Source organism: Flavobacterium flabelliforme, assembly GCF_017948675.1.
GTDB classification, from domain to species: Bacteria; Bacteroidota; Bacteroidia; order Flavobacteriales; family Flavobacteriaceae; genus Flavobacterium; species Flavobacterium pygoscelis.
The window spans coordinates 38,276-52,578 of the sequence record NZ_JAGFBU010000005.1 but is presented as its reverse complement, the minus strand read 5'-3'; the positions used below and the strand labels follow the sequence as shown (position 1 = coordinate 52,578).

Here is a 14,303-nt window from a genome sequence, read left to right as displayed (position 1 = left end):
CTTCACAAATAAAAAAAAATGGGAAGATTCAAAGAAAATGATTTACCAAAATCAAAAATTACAGCAAGTTCACTCAATAAAGCAAAAATAATTTTTAAATATGCAGGCAATAATAGCTGGAAATTCTATGTTGGTCTTGTTTTTTTATTACTAACCAGTGTAACGGCATTGGCTTTTCCAAAATTTATGGGAATGCTAGTGGATTGTGTCAATAAAAAAGACAGCCATTTAGCCAATCAAATTGCACTTGGCCTTGGATTGGTATTGATATTGCAATCCGTTTTCTCCTTTTTTAGATTGTCTTTGTTTGTCAATTTTACCGAAAATACCTTGGCAAATGTTCGGTTGGCTCTTTATACTAATTTAGTAAAATTACCAATGACGTTTTTCTCTCAAAAACGCGTTGGAGAATTAAACAGTCGAATAAGCAATGACATTACACAAATACAAGATACATTAACTACAACAATAGCCGAATTTCTGCGTCAATTTATATTGATCATTGGAAGTTTTATTATGTTAGCAAGTATCAATGTCAAATTAACTATTATGATGGTTTCTGTAGTGCCTTTAGTAGGTGTTGCAGCGGTATTTTTTGGTCGATTTATTAGAAAATATTCTAAAAGAGTGCAAGATCAAGTTGCCGAAAGTCAGGTTGTGGTTGAGGAAACCATGCAAGGTATAAGTATTGTAAAAGCTTTCGCTAATGAATGGTATGAAATAGCACGTTATAAAGAGAGAATTAAGGAAGTTGTAAAAATTGCTATTCAAGGTGGTCAACTTAGAGGTTATTTTGCCTCTTTTATCATTATTTGTTTGTTCGGAACTATTGTAGCGGTAGTTTGGTACGGCGTTCAATTAAGTATTGCAGGAGAAATTACCGTTGGAGAATTATTCACCTTCATCTTGTATTCTAGTTATGTAGGCGCTTCCTCTGGTGGAATTGCAGAATTGTATGCTCAAATGCAAAAAGCCATTGGTGCGACGGAAAGAGTTTTTGAACTATTAGAGGAAACTCCTGAAAAAATAAATGCCGTTAAAAATACTACTTCTCTTGAAAAAATAAAAGGAAACGTAACGTTCAAAAACGTAGGGTTCAGTTATCCATCTAGAAAAGAAATCAAAGTTTTAAAAAATGTAAACTTTACCGCTAATTTTGGTCAAAAAATTGCAATAGTAGGACCTAGTGGTGTAGGAAAATCGACTATTGCCTCGTTATTATTACGTTTTTATGATATCGAAGGTGGAGAAATATTAATTGACGGAAAAAACATTTCTGATTTCGATTTAGAAAACTTACGTGGAAATATGAGTATTGTTCCTCAAGATGTAATCCTTTTTGGAGGAACCATAAAAGAAAATATCGCTTATGGAAAACCAGATGCTTCAGATGAAGAAATTCTTTTGGCAGCAAAACAAGCCAATGCCTTTAACTTTATTGAAGGTTTTCCGGAGAAATTTGAAACGATTGTAGGTGAAAGAGGAATTAAATTATCAGGAGGACAAAGACAACGTATTGCTATTGCTCGCGCTTTACTTAAAAATCCAAGTATTTTAATATTAGATGAAGCCACTTCCTCTTTAGATAGCGAAAGTGAAAAATTAGTTCAAGAAGCATTAGAAATTTTGATGGAAGGAAGAACAAGTATTATAATTGCTCACCGTCTTTCTACAATTCGCAGCGCTGATCAAATTTTAGTGTTGGATAATGGAGTGATTTCTGAACAAGGAACCCATCAAGAGTTAATTGGTTTAGAAAACGGGATTTATAAAAATTTAAGCAACTTACAGTTTAGTACAACTTAGAATCCTCTCCCCGTCCCTTTCCAAAGGAGAGGCTGACTAGATAGAAATGCATTGGTTTCCAAAGTAAAAATTTACAATAATCCAAGTATAAAATATTTTTATACTCTTCTTGACTATATCAATTAAAGTTAGAAATGAGTTGGCAGACATTGTAAAAAAAAACAAAAGAAATAGAAATAACATATTTTAAATCAAAAACTTAATAAATTAATTAACAACAAAAATGAGATTATTAAAATTATCTGTCGGAATCTTTTTAGCATTAACTTTAACAAGTTGCGTAACATCACTACCATTAAATCAACAATTCTATAACACCAAAAAAGTTGGTATAATTTTAAAAGTTGATAGTATTGGAATGTCTAAAGCTGGTGGACAAGGATTATTAGATATGGCTTTGACACCAGGAAATAGATTTACAGAACCTTTGAAAAAAGTTGAACCAAAATTAAAAATGAACGAAACAATGCAAACTGAAATTGCAAACATTCTGAAAAGTAAAAACAAAACATATGAATTTATTACAGAAAAAATTGATTATACAACTCTGAATAAATTTGAAAAGCCAAACTCAAACAAAAAATATAGCAAAAAAGACTTTCGAGACTTTAAATCGAAAAATAATGTTGATGAAATAATGTTGGTGAAAGTGAAATACGGGATATTAGTAAGTTATTATGGAATGATTGAATTGGATAAACAAGGTTATGTAAATATTGGAACTGAAGTTATTGACTTAATTGATAATTCACTTTTACAACAAGAAAATTTTCAAACTGCTGCAAAAATGAATGGAAATTGGAAAAAAGGCGATGATTATGGAAATCTAACAAATTCAATTCAAGAAGCAATAAATAGTTCTATTACAACATTGAAAACAAAATTCTAAAGAAAACAAAGATGTAACAATATCGATTTGCATAAATGGCGAAATAGGTGGTAAATTCACGTTTATCTTCCGCAAGAAATTTTATCTTAGTTGAAAATATTAGGTTACAAAGTTCGCCAGTTCTGTAAGCCGCGAGACGAAATAACACTAAAGCAAAAAGCTCCAATTTTTCAATTGGAGCTTTTTTGTATATTTAAAATTCTGACACGTTAAAACTGAAAATTATTTCCCTTTTCTTCTATTTCTCTCTGATTTGATCATTGATAATTCACGACTCGTTTGTCCTGCTACTGAAGTATTTTCTTCAGCACGACGAATGAGGTACGGCATAACATCCTTTACAGGACCAAATGGAAGATATTTAGCCACATTATAGCCATTAGCAGCCAGATTGTAACTAATATTATCACTCATGCCATATAACTGTCCAAACCAGAATCTGTCATCATTGGCGTTTATTCCTTTTTCCTTCATAATATCCATGAGCTTATAAGTACTCAATTCGTTATGTGTTCCTGCAAAAATGGACATCATTCCCAAATGATCAGCCATATAACGCACCGTATCATCATAATTTTTATCAGTAGCCTCTTTAGTCTCGCAAATTGGAGACGGATATCCTTTTTCTATTGCTCTTGCAATTTCTTTTTCCATGTAGGCACCGCGAACTAATTTCATTCCAATAAAAAAACCTTCATTTTTAGCTTTTTCATGTAATTTTTTCAAATAATCCAAGCGATCCCAACGGTACAATTGTAAGGTATTAAAAACAATTGCTTTCTCTTTATTGTACTTGCGCATCATATCAGTTACTAAATCATCAGCTGCATCTTGCATCCAAGTCTCCTCGCCATCAATTAATAAGGCTACATTTTTTTTATGTGCTTCGCTACAAACTAAATCAAAACGAGCCACTACTCTATTCCATTCTGCTTGTTCATCTGCATTTAAAGCTGTTTTTTCTCCAATTTTTTCATACAATTCAAAACGTCCAAAACCGGTTGGCTTAAAAACAGCAAATGGGATCGCTTTACGTTCTTTGGCAAATTCAATAGTTTTTAACGTCATCTCTAATGCAGCATCAAACTGATTTTCTTCTTCTTTTCCTTCAACAGAATAATCCAAAACAGACGAAACTCCTTTAGTATACATTTTATCAACTACGGATAAACAGTCATCTTCATTTACACCACCACAAAAATGGTCAAAAACAGTAGCACGAATCAATCCTTCGACAGGAAGATTTGCTTTTAAGGCAAAATTAGTAACTGCAGTTCCTATCCTAACTAAAGGTTGATTGTCAATCATTTTAAAAAGAAAATAAGCTCTATCTAGTTCCGTATCGCTTTTTAATGAAAATGCAACTTGTGTATTATCGAATATTTTTTCCATTTTTTTGTGAAATTTTTGTACAAATATAAAGAGAGTTTTAAATATTATTCAGCAAAAATTACCTTATTTTGCCATTACTATAAATTATTTAAGATGCAATCAATTCAAGCCAACGGATATCCAATTCATTTCAACGAAAAAGCATACGAAGCGTTAAACCTTCATTTAAAACAAAATAAATATTCTAATTTGTTTATTTTAGTGGATAGCAATACAAATGAGTCTTGCTTACCAAATTTATTACCTCTTTTAGAAACGGATTTAAACATTGAAATAATTGAATTTGAAGCAGGAGAATCGAATAAAAACATCGAAACTTGCGTTCAAATCTGGAACGTACTAACGGAACTTGGAGCTGATAGAAAAACTCTTATAATTAATTTAGGTGGTGGAGTTGTTACGGATTTAGGTGGCTTTGTAGCCTCTACCTTCAAAAGAGGAATAGATTTTATCAACATTCCCACTACTTTGTTAGCGATGGTAGACGCATCAGTTGGAGGAAAAAACGGAGTTGATTTAGGCAATTTAAAAAACCAAATTGGAGTCATAAACGTTCCTAGTTTGGTTCTTATAGATACTCAATATCTTGAAACACTGTCTCAGAACGAAATGCGATCTGGTTTAGCCGAAATGCTAAAACACGGTTTAATTTATGATAAAAACTATTGGGAGCAATTTTTGGATCTAAAAGCCATTGATTTTGCTGATTTTGATCAACTAATATACCGTTCCGTTGAAATTAAAAATGAAATTGTAACTCAAGATCCTACAGAAAAAAACATTCGAAAATCTTTGAATTTTGGACATACTTTAGGGCATGCAATAGAAAGTTACTTTTTAGAAAATGAAAATAAAACTACTTTATTGCATGGAGAAGCGATTGCCGTAGGAATGATTTTAGAAAGTTATATTGCTTTGCACAAAAACTTGATTAGTAAAGCAGAGTATCATCAAATAAAAGCAAGCCTAAAATCAATATATGAAACTATTATTTTTGAAGATAATGACATCGAACCTATCCTTGATTTACTTATTCATGACAAAAAAAATGAATATGGTACGATACAGTTTGCTTTGATAGAAGGTATCGGAAAAATAAAGATCAATCAATCCGTTGAAAATGAATTAATTCTTAGTGCCTTTGAGAATTATAAATCTTAATTTTATTTTTATAAAAAGGAAGCATACTGTTTATAATATTTTTTTACATTTGCATCAATGAAAAAGTGTCAAAATAAACCCAATTATAGTTCTAATAAAGCGCGAAACAATATGTCTTTTCTAAGGATATTGAAACGCTTTTATTCTATTAAAGGAAACTTTAGTTTTGATATTTTTCAGTACTTGAAATCTGATCATGAGAAATTACAGATTATTTATGCTAATATTCGGGTTTGAATTATAGATTTATTTGTTTTAAAATATTCTAATCTCTAAAATTCAAAAAATCTAATGAATACAAAATATTCTGATTTAATCAATCAAACTTACTATTTTCCTCAAGAGGAATTCAAACTTAACAAAGACAATCTTCAGTTTCACAATATCGATTTGATGAGCTTGGTTGAAAAATATGGTACGCCATTAAAATTCACCTATTTACCTCAAATATCAAACAATATCAATAAAGCCAAAGGCTGGTTTAGAAAGTCGATGGAAAAAAACAAGTACGAAGCTAAATACTTTTACTGCTATTGTACAAAAAGTTCTCATTTTGAATATATCATGAATGAGGCTTTCAAAAACAATATTCACATTGAAACCTCTTCTGCTTTTGATATTAATATTGTTGAGAATTTACTTGAAAATGGTAAAATCAATAAAAGCACTTATGTAATATGTAATGGTTTCAAAAGAGATCAATACGTAGAAAATATTGCTCGATTGATCAACAATGGTCATAAGAATACTATTCCTATCATTGATAATTACGAAGAATTAGATTTACTGCAAGCAGAAATTAAAGGAAAATTTAAAATTGGAATTCGTATTGCTGCCGAGGAAGAACCTAAATTTGAGTTTTATACTTCAAGACTTGGAATTGGATACAAAAACATTGTTAGTTTTTATAAAAAACAAATTCAAGAAAATAAAAATTTGGAACTGAAAATGTTGCACTTTTTTATCAATACAGGAATAAATGATAATGCGTATTACTGGAATGAATTAGTAAAATGTATTAAAGTATATGTTGCCTTAAAAAAAGAATGTCCATCGTTAGACGGATTGAACATTGGTGGTGGTTTCCCTATAAAAAACTCACTTGCATTTGATTTTGATTATCAATACATGATTGACGAAATCATCAATCAAATTAAAATTGCTTGTGACGAAGCTGAAGTTGATGTTCCGAATATTTTTACCGAATTTGGATCTTTCACAGTTGGAGAAAGCGGCGGTGCTATTTATCAGATTTTGTATCAAAAACAGCAAAATGATAGAGAAAAATGGAACATGATTGACTCTTCTTTCATTACCACTCTTCCTGATACTTGGGCAATCAACAAACGTTTTATCATGCTAGCTGTAAATCGTTGGAATGATACTTACGAAAGAGTGTTATTAGGAGGAATGACTTGTGATAGCGACGATTATTACAACTCTGAGCAGAATATGAATGCCATTTACTTACCTAAATACAATAAGGAAAAACCTTTGTATATTGGATTTTTCAATACGGGAGCGTATCAAGAAACAATTGGTGGTTACGGAGGATTACATCACTGTTTGATTCCACAACCTAAACATATTTTAATAGATAGAGATGAAAATGGTATATTAGCTACCGAAGTATTCTCAGAACAGCAAACTGCTGAAGATGTTTTAAAAATATTAGGTTACGATAAAAAATAAAAACAAACCTTTTTTAATTACGCCACTATTCAAATTTATTTTATTAGATTTGGATAACTACTTTACAACTAAATAATTACAAGATTTTAAATTAAATAAAAATGAGCAAAGGACCAATTAGTCAGTTTATTGAAAAGAATTATTTGCATTTTAATGCAGCTGCCTTAGTAGATGCTGCAAAAGGATATGAAGAGCATTTATTAGATAATGGCAAAATGATGATTACCCTTGGTGGTGCGATGAGTACTGCTGAACTTGGAAAGTCATTAGCAGAAATGATACGCCAAGACAAAGTACATATTATCTCCTGTACTGGTGCAAATCTTGAAGAAGATATCATGAACTTAGTAGCTCATAATTCTTATAAGAGAATTCCAAATTACAGAGACTTAACACCTCAAGAAGAAAGAGACTTGTTAGACAATCACTTTAATCGTGTAACGGATACTTGTATTCCTGAAGAAGAAGCTTTTAGAAGATTGCAATCTCATTTATTTGATATTTGGAACAAAGCAGATAAATCAGGAGAACGTTATTTCCCGCATGAATTCATGTACCAAATGATTAATTCTGGAGTTCTAGAACAGTATTATGAAATAGATCCTAAAGATTCATGGATGGTTGCTGCAGCCGAAAAAAATCTTCCAATAGTAGTTCCAGGTTGGGAAGACAGTACCATGGGAAATATTTTTGCTTCTTATTGTATCAAAGGAGAATTCAAGCCAACAACAACAAAAAGTGGAATTGAATACATGATGTGGTTAGCAGATTGGTATCCTAAAAACTGTAGTGGTAAAGGAATTGGTTTCTTCCAAATTGGTGGAGGAATTGCTGGTGATTTCCCTATTTGTGTTGTACCAATGTTAGATCAAGATTTAGAAGTAGAAAATGTTCCGTTTTGGAGCTATTTCTGCCAAATCTCAGATTCTACTACGAGTTATGGTTCGTATTCTGGAGCAGTTCCTAATGAAAAAATTACTTGGGGTAAGTTAGATATTTCAACTCCTAAGTTTATTATAGAGTCAGATGCAACAATAGTAGCACCTTTAATTTTCGCTTATTTATTAGACCTATAGCATATTTATGAAAAGAGTAATAGTTGATTACGCAAAACTTACAAACGAAATTTTAAACCTTCTAGTAGAAAAATTTCCAGACGGTTATGATGATTCTAACATCATTAGTTTTAGAAACGCAAAAAATGAATTGATTGAAGCAGTCGAAGTGCGAACTGAAGATACTATTTATTTAGTAAAAGTAAGTACTAAGCTATCTGATAGGATTGAAAATTACGATGAAGATGATGAAATGTTAATTGACGAAGTAGTAGAACCGATCAAAGGTCTTGACTTAGACGATGACATCGACGATGATGACGAAGATGAAGTTATCGACAAGCCTGATACTGGTGATGACGAAGATGATGAAGATGGAGATGATAAGGATTTTTCTGATGATGAAGAAGATCAAGATGATGAAGATTAATAAATCTTAATTATAATACTATTTAAAAGGAACTCTCAATTGAGTTCCTTTTTTTATTACTTTAGGTTTAAATATACGCCAAAATGAAAAATCAAATTTTACACGACACTTTAAAGGAAAACTTTGGTTTTGAAAAATTCAGACCCAATCAGGAGGATATAATTAATTGTGTATTATCTGGACAAGATACACTAGCCATTATGCCTACAGGTGGTGGAAAATCAATTTGTTTTCAATTGCCTGCCTTATTATTCCCCGGAATTACCATCGTAATTTCTCCACTTATCGCTTTGATGAAAGATCAAGTAGATAGCTTAAAAGCAAACGGGATCGAAGCTTGTTTTATAAATAGTAGCCAAACCGAAGAAGAGCGTCAATTTTTCATAGAGAAATTACAATCTAATCTTATTAAATTAGTTTATATCGCTCCAGAAAGTTTATCTTTTTTGGACAATATATTCAATAGCTTGATAATAAGTTTAATTGCAATAGACGAAGCACATTGTATTTCAGCTTGGGGTCATGATTTTCGACCCGCTTATACAAATTTAGGGTATCTTAAAAACCGCTTCCCTTCTACTCCAATCTTAGCTTTAACTGCCACTGCAGATAAAGCTACACGTAAGGATATTAGCGATCAATTAAACTTAATAAATCCTACTGTATTTGTAGCATCATTCGATAGGAAAAATCTAAGTTTAGAAGTGCGTCCCGCTTTAGATCGTGTAAAACAAATTATAGATTTTATAAAAGAAAAACCAAACGAGTCAGGAATTATTTATTGTTTGAGTCGAAAAACAACCGAAGAACTTGCCGAAAAATTACAAAAAGTTGGTGTAAATGCTAAAGCATATCATGCAGGTTTAGACAATAAAATTCGATCCAAAACACAAGATGAATTTATTAATGATGATTGCCAAGTAGTTTGTGCAACCATTGCTTTCGGAATGGGAATTGATAAATCTAATGTTCGTTGGGTGATTCATTATAATTTACCTAAAAATATAGAAGGCTATTACCAAGAAATTGGTCGTGCAGGTCGCGATGGTTTACCTTCTGAAACGGTATTGTTCGAAAGTTACGGCGATCTAATACAGCTTCAAAAATTTGCATCACAAGGTTTGAATGCTGAAGTGCAACTAGCGAAGTTAGAACGCATGAAACAATATGCGGATGCCTTAAGCTGCAGACGTAAAATTTTGCTTTCTTATTTTGGGGAACTTGTTACAGAGAATTGTGGGAATTGTGATATTTGTAAAAATCCGCCTTTATTTTTTGATGGAACTGTAATTGCTCAAAAAGCATTATCAGCAATAATACGCTTACAAGAAAGCGAACCATTACCCGTTATTGTTGACTTTTTGCGAGGTTCTAAAAATGCTTATATTTTTGAGAAGGAATATCAAAACCTAAAAACCTACGGTGTTGGCGCCGATCTTTCTTGGTATGACTGGAACCAATACTTAATCCAATTGATTAATTTAGGTTATTGTGAAATTGCCTTTCACCAACAAAATAAAATTAGATTAACGGCTTTTGCTAAAAAAGTATTGTTTGAAGGTGAAAAAGTACAATTGACAACCGTTCAAAAAATTAATATTGAGAAGCAAGAAGTCAAAGAAAAAAAATCAAAATCAGTTGCTAATTCACTATTTGAAACCTTACGCAAATTACGTTATGAAATCTCAAAGGAAGAAGAAGTTCCTGCTTATGTGATTTTTAGTGATGCGGCATTACGCCAAATGGAAACCGAACGTCCTATGAGCGAACAAGAATTATTAGCGATTGATGGTGTTGGAAAAGCAAAGCTAGAAAAGTATGGGGATGCGTTTATCAAAGCTATTATTGATTTTCAGAAAACAAAAGCAGTTAAAAAAAAGAAGGAAACAACTACCTACAAAGAGACTTTAGAATTGTATCAAAATGGATTATCTGCTGAAGCCATTGCTGAAAAACGAAAATTAGGACTAAGCACTATTATGTCTCATTTAGCCAAATTATATCTTGACGGCGTTTCTATTGATTTGAAAGCTTTCGTTTCTGATGATGAAGTAAATAATATTGCAAAAGCAAAAATAAAACTAGAATCGCCAGCAACCTTAAAACCTTATTTTGATTATTTTGAAGAAAAAATGGATTATGGAAAAATCCGATTAGCATTAGCTATACTTGAAAAAGAAAGTGCTTTAATTTAAATTTAAAATATGATTCATTCCTTCCCGCCTTTTGTAAACATAGACACTGAAATTTTGATTTTAGGAACGATGCCTGGAATCGCCTCTTTAGAAAAGCAAGAATATTATGCACATCCTAGAAATCATTTTTGGAAAATAATCTACACCCTTTTCAATAATTTACCTGTGTCAGAACTTTTTGAAGAAAAGATAAATTTTCTCCAAAATCATAAAATCGGATTATGGGATGTTTTAGAAAATTGCGAAAGAAAAGGAAGTTTAGACATTCATATTAAAAACCATAAAGAAAATGATTTTGAAATGCTATTTGAAAAATTTCCTCAAATAACTAAAATTGTTTTTAATGGGAAAGAAAGTCACAAATACTTTCTGAAAAAATTTGGACAAATAAAAGGCATCACGTATTGTGTGATGCCTTCTACTAGTCCTGCAAATACAATGTCTTTTGATAAAAAATTAGAAATCTGGTCTGCAATTTTAGACTAAATTACAAATACCTTTCTTCAAAAACTCTTTGATGGTGCTTTTGATGTCCAATCATAATAAAACCTATAGCGCGAACCGATATCCCAGCATTTGAAGCTATTCCTGTTCTTTCTAATTGTTCATTTGAAAAACTTTTAAAAAGATAAATATTTGAATGTCTAACTGCAGACAATTCAGTCAATAAATGCTGAATACTTCTAGTATTTGCCTGTGTATTGTTTACATAGTTATTTTCATCAAAACCGGGTAAAGGTGTTTGATCATTTCTAGAAATACGTAAAGCGCGATACGCAAAAATACGCTCTGTATCGATTACATGCTGAATAATTTCTTTGATTGTCCATTTTCCTTCTGCATAACGAAAATCAAATTTATCCATGGGTATGTTTTGAACAAAACGAATAAACTCATGCAATGAAATTTCTAATTCTTCAATCAAAGTGGCATCTCCCAAAACACTTATGTATGGGAAAAAATATTCTGCATATTCTTTTACTGGTAATTGTGATGCTTTCATTTTATTTATTTTTTAAGCGGAGTTTCTACTCGCATTAGTGTTTCCAAAAAGAGAACGTGTAACAATTTTTTCATACACTTTTATTAACTCCTCGTTGGGTATGTTTTCTTTATTTAATTCATTTATTCTAAGTAAAGCATATTGTTGTATTGTTATCAATGGCAATACAATACGTTCTCTAACATCAATAGAAGCTTTACCATCAGGATAATTTTCCATTAAAGTTTTATGACCTGCAATTTTCAAAAGTAAACGTTCTGTTTCTAAAAATTCATCATAAATAATTTGCCAAAACTCACCAAATTCGGGATCGTTTTTCATATATGCCGTCAGTGGAAAAAATGATTTTGCCAAGGACATCATACTATTTTCCAACAAGGTTTTAAAGAATAATGAATTATTGTATAGATCTTGAACTTTATACCACTCGTTATTATCTTCAAATTTTTTCAAAGCAGTGCCCAAACCAAAGAATCCAGGAACATTTTGTTTTAATTGACTCCAAGAACCTACAAAAGGAATCGCTCTCAAATCAGCAAAATCTAAACTAGCAGATTGACTTCTTTTAGAAGGACGACTACCGATATTTGTTTTAGCATAATACTTTAACGTACTCATCTGTTCTAAATACGGGATAAATTTTGGATGATTTTTAAAACTTAAATATTTTTCATAACCTATATTCGCTAAAGCATCCAAAATACTTTTCTCCTCTACAGTCAACTCATTTTGCCCTTTATTAAACACCTGATTAGTAACACCAGCGCTTAATAAGTTTTCTAAATTGTACCTACAAGAATCTAAAGTACCAAAATTAGAACTTATTGTCTGTCCTTGAACAGTAATTTGAATTTCATTATTTTCGATATTTGGACCTAAAGAAGCATAAAATTTATGCGTTTTACCACCTCCACGTGCTGGAGGTCCGCCTCTACCGTCAAAGAAAATTACTTTAATACCATATTTTCTAGAAACAGCTGTAAGTTCTTCTTTGGCTTTATAAATACTCCAGTTTGCCATTAAATAACCACCATCCTTAGTTCCGTCTGAGAAACCTAGCATTATCGTTTGCTTGTTTCCTCTATTTTCTAAATGTTTTGCATAAGCGGGATTCAAATATAATTTTTCCATAATAGCATGCGCATTATGCAAATCATCAACCGACTCAAAAAGCGGAATAATATCTACTGTTGGTTCTTGCCAACTGCTCAAACGAAACAACGCAAAAGTTTCCATTACATTTAGTGCGCTCTCATTGTTACTAATTATATAGCGATTTGCACCAAATTCACCATTTCTACTTTGTATGGTTTTTATAACCTGAATCGATTCGATTGTTAATCGTGTTAATTCATTTTCAAAAACTTCCGGATTTAAATCTGCTGAAAGATTTGACAAAACATTAATTTTTTGATCTTCGGATAATTCAAAATAATTTTCTGGAAAAACAGCAGGATTTGTTTTCAAATAATAAGCAACCACATCACTAAATACAGCATCATGTATTTTACTATTTTGACGGATGTCTAATGAAGCAAAGTGAAAACCAAAAAGATTTACTTTTATCAAAAGCGCTTCTAATTCATCCAAATATAAAGATTGATGCTTGGCTATAATTATATCTTTAATTGTATTTAATTCAGCTTTAAATTGCTCTAAGGATATAAACAATTCTCCTTTAGAATAAAAAACAGATCTATAAAGCTTTGATTCAAGTTCAGTAACCAAAGTATCTACACCTGAGAAAGTTAATTTTCTTTTTAATTTTCTAATTTCTATATAATAACACTTTAAAATAGAGGTTCTTAATCGTTCTGCAACATTCAAAGTAATTTGGGTAGTAACAAAAGGATTACCATCACGATCGCCTCCTGGCCAAAAACCAAGTTTAATTAATGGGTTTTGTATAGAGTTTCCTTTAAAAATATTTTTTTGCAAATAATGAACCATTTCACCAGAAGTTTCATAAAAAACATTTTCAAGATACCAAATCAAACTCACAGCTTCATCAAAAGGATTCGGTTTTACATCTTTTATAAAGGGAGTTTTACCCAATTGAGCCAACAATAGCTTAATTTCTAATAAATTATTAACTCGAATTGCATTAGTTAAGTCATTTATAATTCCTAAAACTGCGCCTGGATAAAATTGAGTTGGATGCGCCGTTAAAACTGTTCTAACATTAAAATCTTCTAAAAAATCAATTAATTCTTCTTGCTTATTTTTGACATCAGATTTCTCTTTGATATCTCTAAGCGACCCAATTCCTTCCATATTATGTACTGTAGAGAAAGCAGCATCTTCAATAGCATCAAATAAAACCACTTGTCGTTCTATATACTGAATAAAACGAAACATAATATCAATTTTCTCAGCTTCAGAGGCATTTTCTAAATACCTTGTAGCAAAAAAATCCAGTATTTCTTTAGGAGTTTCATGCTTTTTATAACCTGCATCGCATATTTCTGAAAATAAAGGCAGCAAAGCACCTGTATTATCAATAGAATCAAAAGGAAGCGTAATAAAAACACTATTGTAAATATTGTATTTGGATAACACCTCTTGATTGAAGCGTTCAATTTTAGGTAAAGTGTACATATTGTATAGTTGTGGTTGGTTTAGTTAAATAAATTGTCATAAAAAAACCCCAAGTGTAAACTTGAGGTTATATTTATTATAT

Annotated in this window: 11 protein-coding genes; 8 read left to right on the top strand and 3 right to left on the bottom strand. The window is 31.2% G+C overall.

The annotated features are described in order from the left end of the window. Nucleotides 1-18 precede the first annotated feature (18 nt). Together J3S90_RS12425 and J3S90_RS12420 are read left to right on the top strand one after the other, a co-directional pair. On the top strand, nucleotides 19-1,806 hold the full coding sequence (locus J3S90_RS12425; protein ID WP_210646468.1) for an ABC transporter ATP-binding protein: 1,788 nt from the start codon (nucleotides 19-21) through the stop codon (nucleotides 1,804-1,806). 223 nt (nucleotides 1,807-2,029) lie between these two features. Continuing rightward, the gene (locus J3S90_RS12420; RefSeq protein WP_210646467.1) at nucleotides 2,030-2,695 is read left to right on the top strand and encodes a hypothetical protein; all 666 of its coding nucleotides are present in this window, start codon (nucleotides 2,030-2,032) and stop codon (nucleotides 2,693-2,695) included. A 222-nt stretch (nucleotides 2,696-2,917) separates the two neighbouring features. Here J3S90_RS12420 and J3S90_RS12415 read toward each other — a convergent pair whose 3' ends face one another. Then, a complete protein-coding gene (locus J3S90_RS12415) occupies nucleotides 2,918-4,087 on the bottom strand; it encodes a proline dehydrogenase family protein (protein WP_210646466.1) in 1,170 nt (389 codons plus the stop codon). A gap of 93 nt (nucleotides 4,088-4,180) precedes the next feature. Between J3S90_RS12415 and aroB the strand changes: the two genes are divergently transcribed. The 6 genes from aroB to J3S90_RS12385 all read left to right on the top strand — a co-directional run bounded on the left by aroB (nucleotide 4,181) and on the right by J3S90_RS12385 (nucleotide 11,106). Continuing rightward, entirely contained in the window at nucleotides 4,181-5,248 is a 1,068-nt protein-coding gene (gene aroB, locus J3S90_RS12410; RefSeq protein WP_210646465.1) for a 3-dehydroquinate synthase, read from the top strand. Between the two features lie 291 nt (nucleotides 5,249-5,539). Continuing rightward, nucleotides 5,540-6,940: a type III PLP-dependent enzyme domain-containing protein gene (locus J3S90_RS12405; protein ID WP_188050920.1), complete on the top strand. Its 1,401-nt coding sequence runs from the start codon at nucleotides 5,540-5,542 to the stop codon at nucleotides 6,938-6,940. A 101-nt stretch (nucleotides 6,941-7,041) separates the two neighbouring features. Continuing rightward, complete coding sequence (locus J3S90_RS12400) at nucleotides 7,042-8,016, top strand: deoxyhypusine synthase family protein (RefSeq protein WP_188050919.1); 975 nt, start codon at nucleotides 7,042-7,044, stop codon at nucleotides 8,014-8,016. Nucleotides 8,017-8,023: 7 nt separating this feature from the next. Beyond that, nucleotides 8,024-8,425 (top strand): DNA primase, encoded by a 402-nt coding sequence (locus J3S90_RS12395; protein WP_210646464.1) that lies wholly within the window; start codon nucleotides 8,024-8,026, stop codon nucleotides 8,423-8,425. Between the two features lie 83 nt (nucleotides 8,426-8,508). Continuing rightward, the gene (gene recQ / locus J3S90_RS12390; RefSeq protein ID WP_210646463.1) at nucleotides 8,509-10,620 is read left to right on the top strand and encodes a DNA helicase RecQ; all 2,112 of its coding nucleotides are present in this window, start codon (nucleotides 8,509-8,511) and stop codon (nucleotides 10,618-10,620) included. A 9-nt stretch (nucleotides 10,621-10,629) separates the two neighbouring features. Continuing rightward, nucleotides 10,630-11,106, top strand: coding sequence for a DNA-deoxyinosine glycosylase (locus J3S90_RS12385; protein ID WP_210646462.1), 477 nt, complete (start codon nucleotides 10,630-10,632; stop codon nucleotides 11,104-11,106). A 1-nt stretch (nucleotide 11,107) separates the two neighbouring features. Here J3S90_RS12385 and J3S90_RS12380 read toward each other — a convergent pair whose 3' ends face one another. Both J3S90_RS12380 and J3S90_RS12375 read right to left on the bottom strand, forming a co-directional pair. Next, nucleotides 11,108-11,623, bottom strand: coding sequence for a DinB family protein (locus tag J3S90_RS12380; RefSeq protein ID WP_210646461.1), 516 nt, complete (start codon nucleotides 11,621-11,623; stop codon nucleotides 11,108-11,110). Between the two features lie 12 nt (nucleotides 11,624-11,635). Continuing rightward, nucleotides 11,636-14,221 (bottom strand): phosphoenolpyruvate carboxylase, encoded by a 2,586-nt coding sequence (locus J3S90_RS12375; RefSeq protein ID WP_210646460.1) that lies wholly within the window; start codon nucleotides 14,219-14,221, stop codon nucleotides 11,636-11,638. Between the last annotated feature and the right edge of the window lie 82 nt (nucleotides 14,222-14,303).

Excerpts from the sequence above, each read along its gene's own strand:
- J3S90_RS12415 (WP_210646466.1), bottom strand. The coding sequence starts at position 4,087 with ATGGAAAAAATATTCGATAATACACAAGTTGCATTTTCATTAAAAAGC.
- J3S90_RS12405 (WP_188050920.1), top strand. The coding sequence starts at position 5,540 with ATGAATACAAAATATTCTGATTTAATCAATCAAACTTACTATTTTCCT.
- J3S90_RS12385 (WP_210646462.1), top strand. The coding sequence starts at position 10,630 with ATGATTCATTCCTTCCCGCCTTTTGTAAACATAGACACTGAAATTTTG.
- J3S90_RS12425 (WP_210646468.1), top strand. The coding sequence starts at position 19 with ATGGGAAGATTCAAAGAAAATGATTTACCAAAATCAAAAATTACAGCA.
- aroB (WP_210646465.1), top strand. The coding sequence starts at position 4,181 with ATGCAATCAATTCAAGCCAACGGATATCCAATTCATTTCAACGAAAAA.
- J3S90_RS12375 (WP_210646460.1), bottom strand. The coding sequence starts at position 14,221 with ATGTACACTTTACCTAAAATTGAACGCTTCAATCAAGAGGTGTTATCC.
- J3S90_RS12380 (WP_210646461.1), bottom strand. The coding sequence starts at position 11,623 with ATGAAAGCATCACAATTACCAGTAAAAGAATATGCAGAATATTTTTTC.
- J3S90_RS12420 (WP_210646467.1), top strand. The coding sequence starts at position 2,030 with ATGAGATTATTAAAATTATCTGTCGGAATCTTTTTAGCATTAACTTTA.
- J3S90_RS12400 (WP_188050919.1), top strand. The coding sequence starts at position 7,042 with ATGAGCAAAGGACCAATTAGTCAGTTTATTGAAAAGAATTATTTGCAT.
- recQ (WP_210646463.1), top strand. The coding sequence starts at position 8,509 with ATGAAAAATCAAATTTTACACGACACTTTAAAGGAAAACTTTGGTTTT.
- J3S90_RS12395 (WP_210646464.1), top strand. The coding sequence starts at position 8,024 with ATGAAAAGAGTAATAGTTGATTACGCAAAACTTACAAACGAAATTTTA.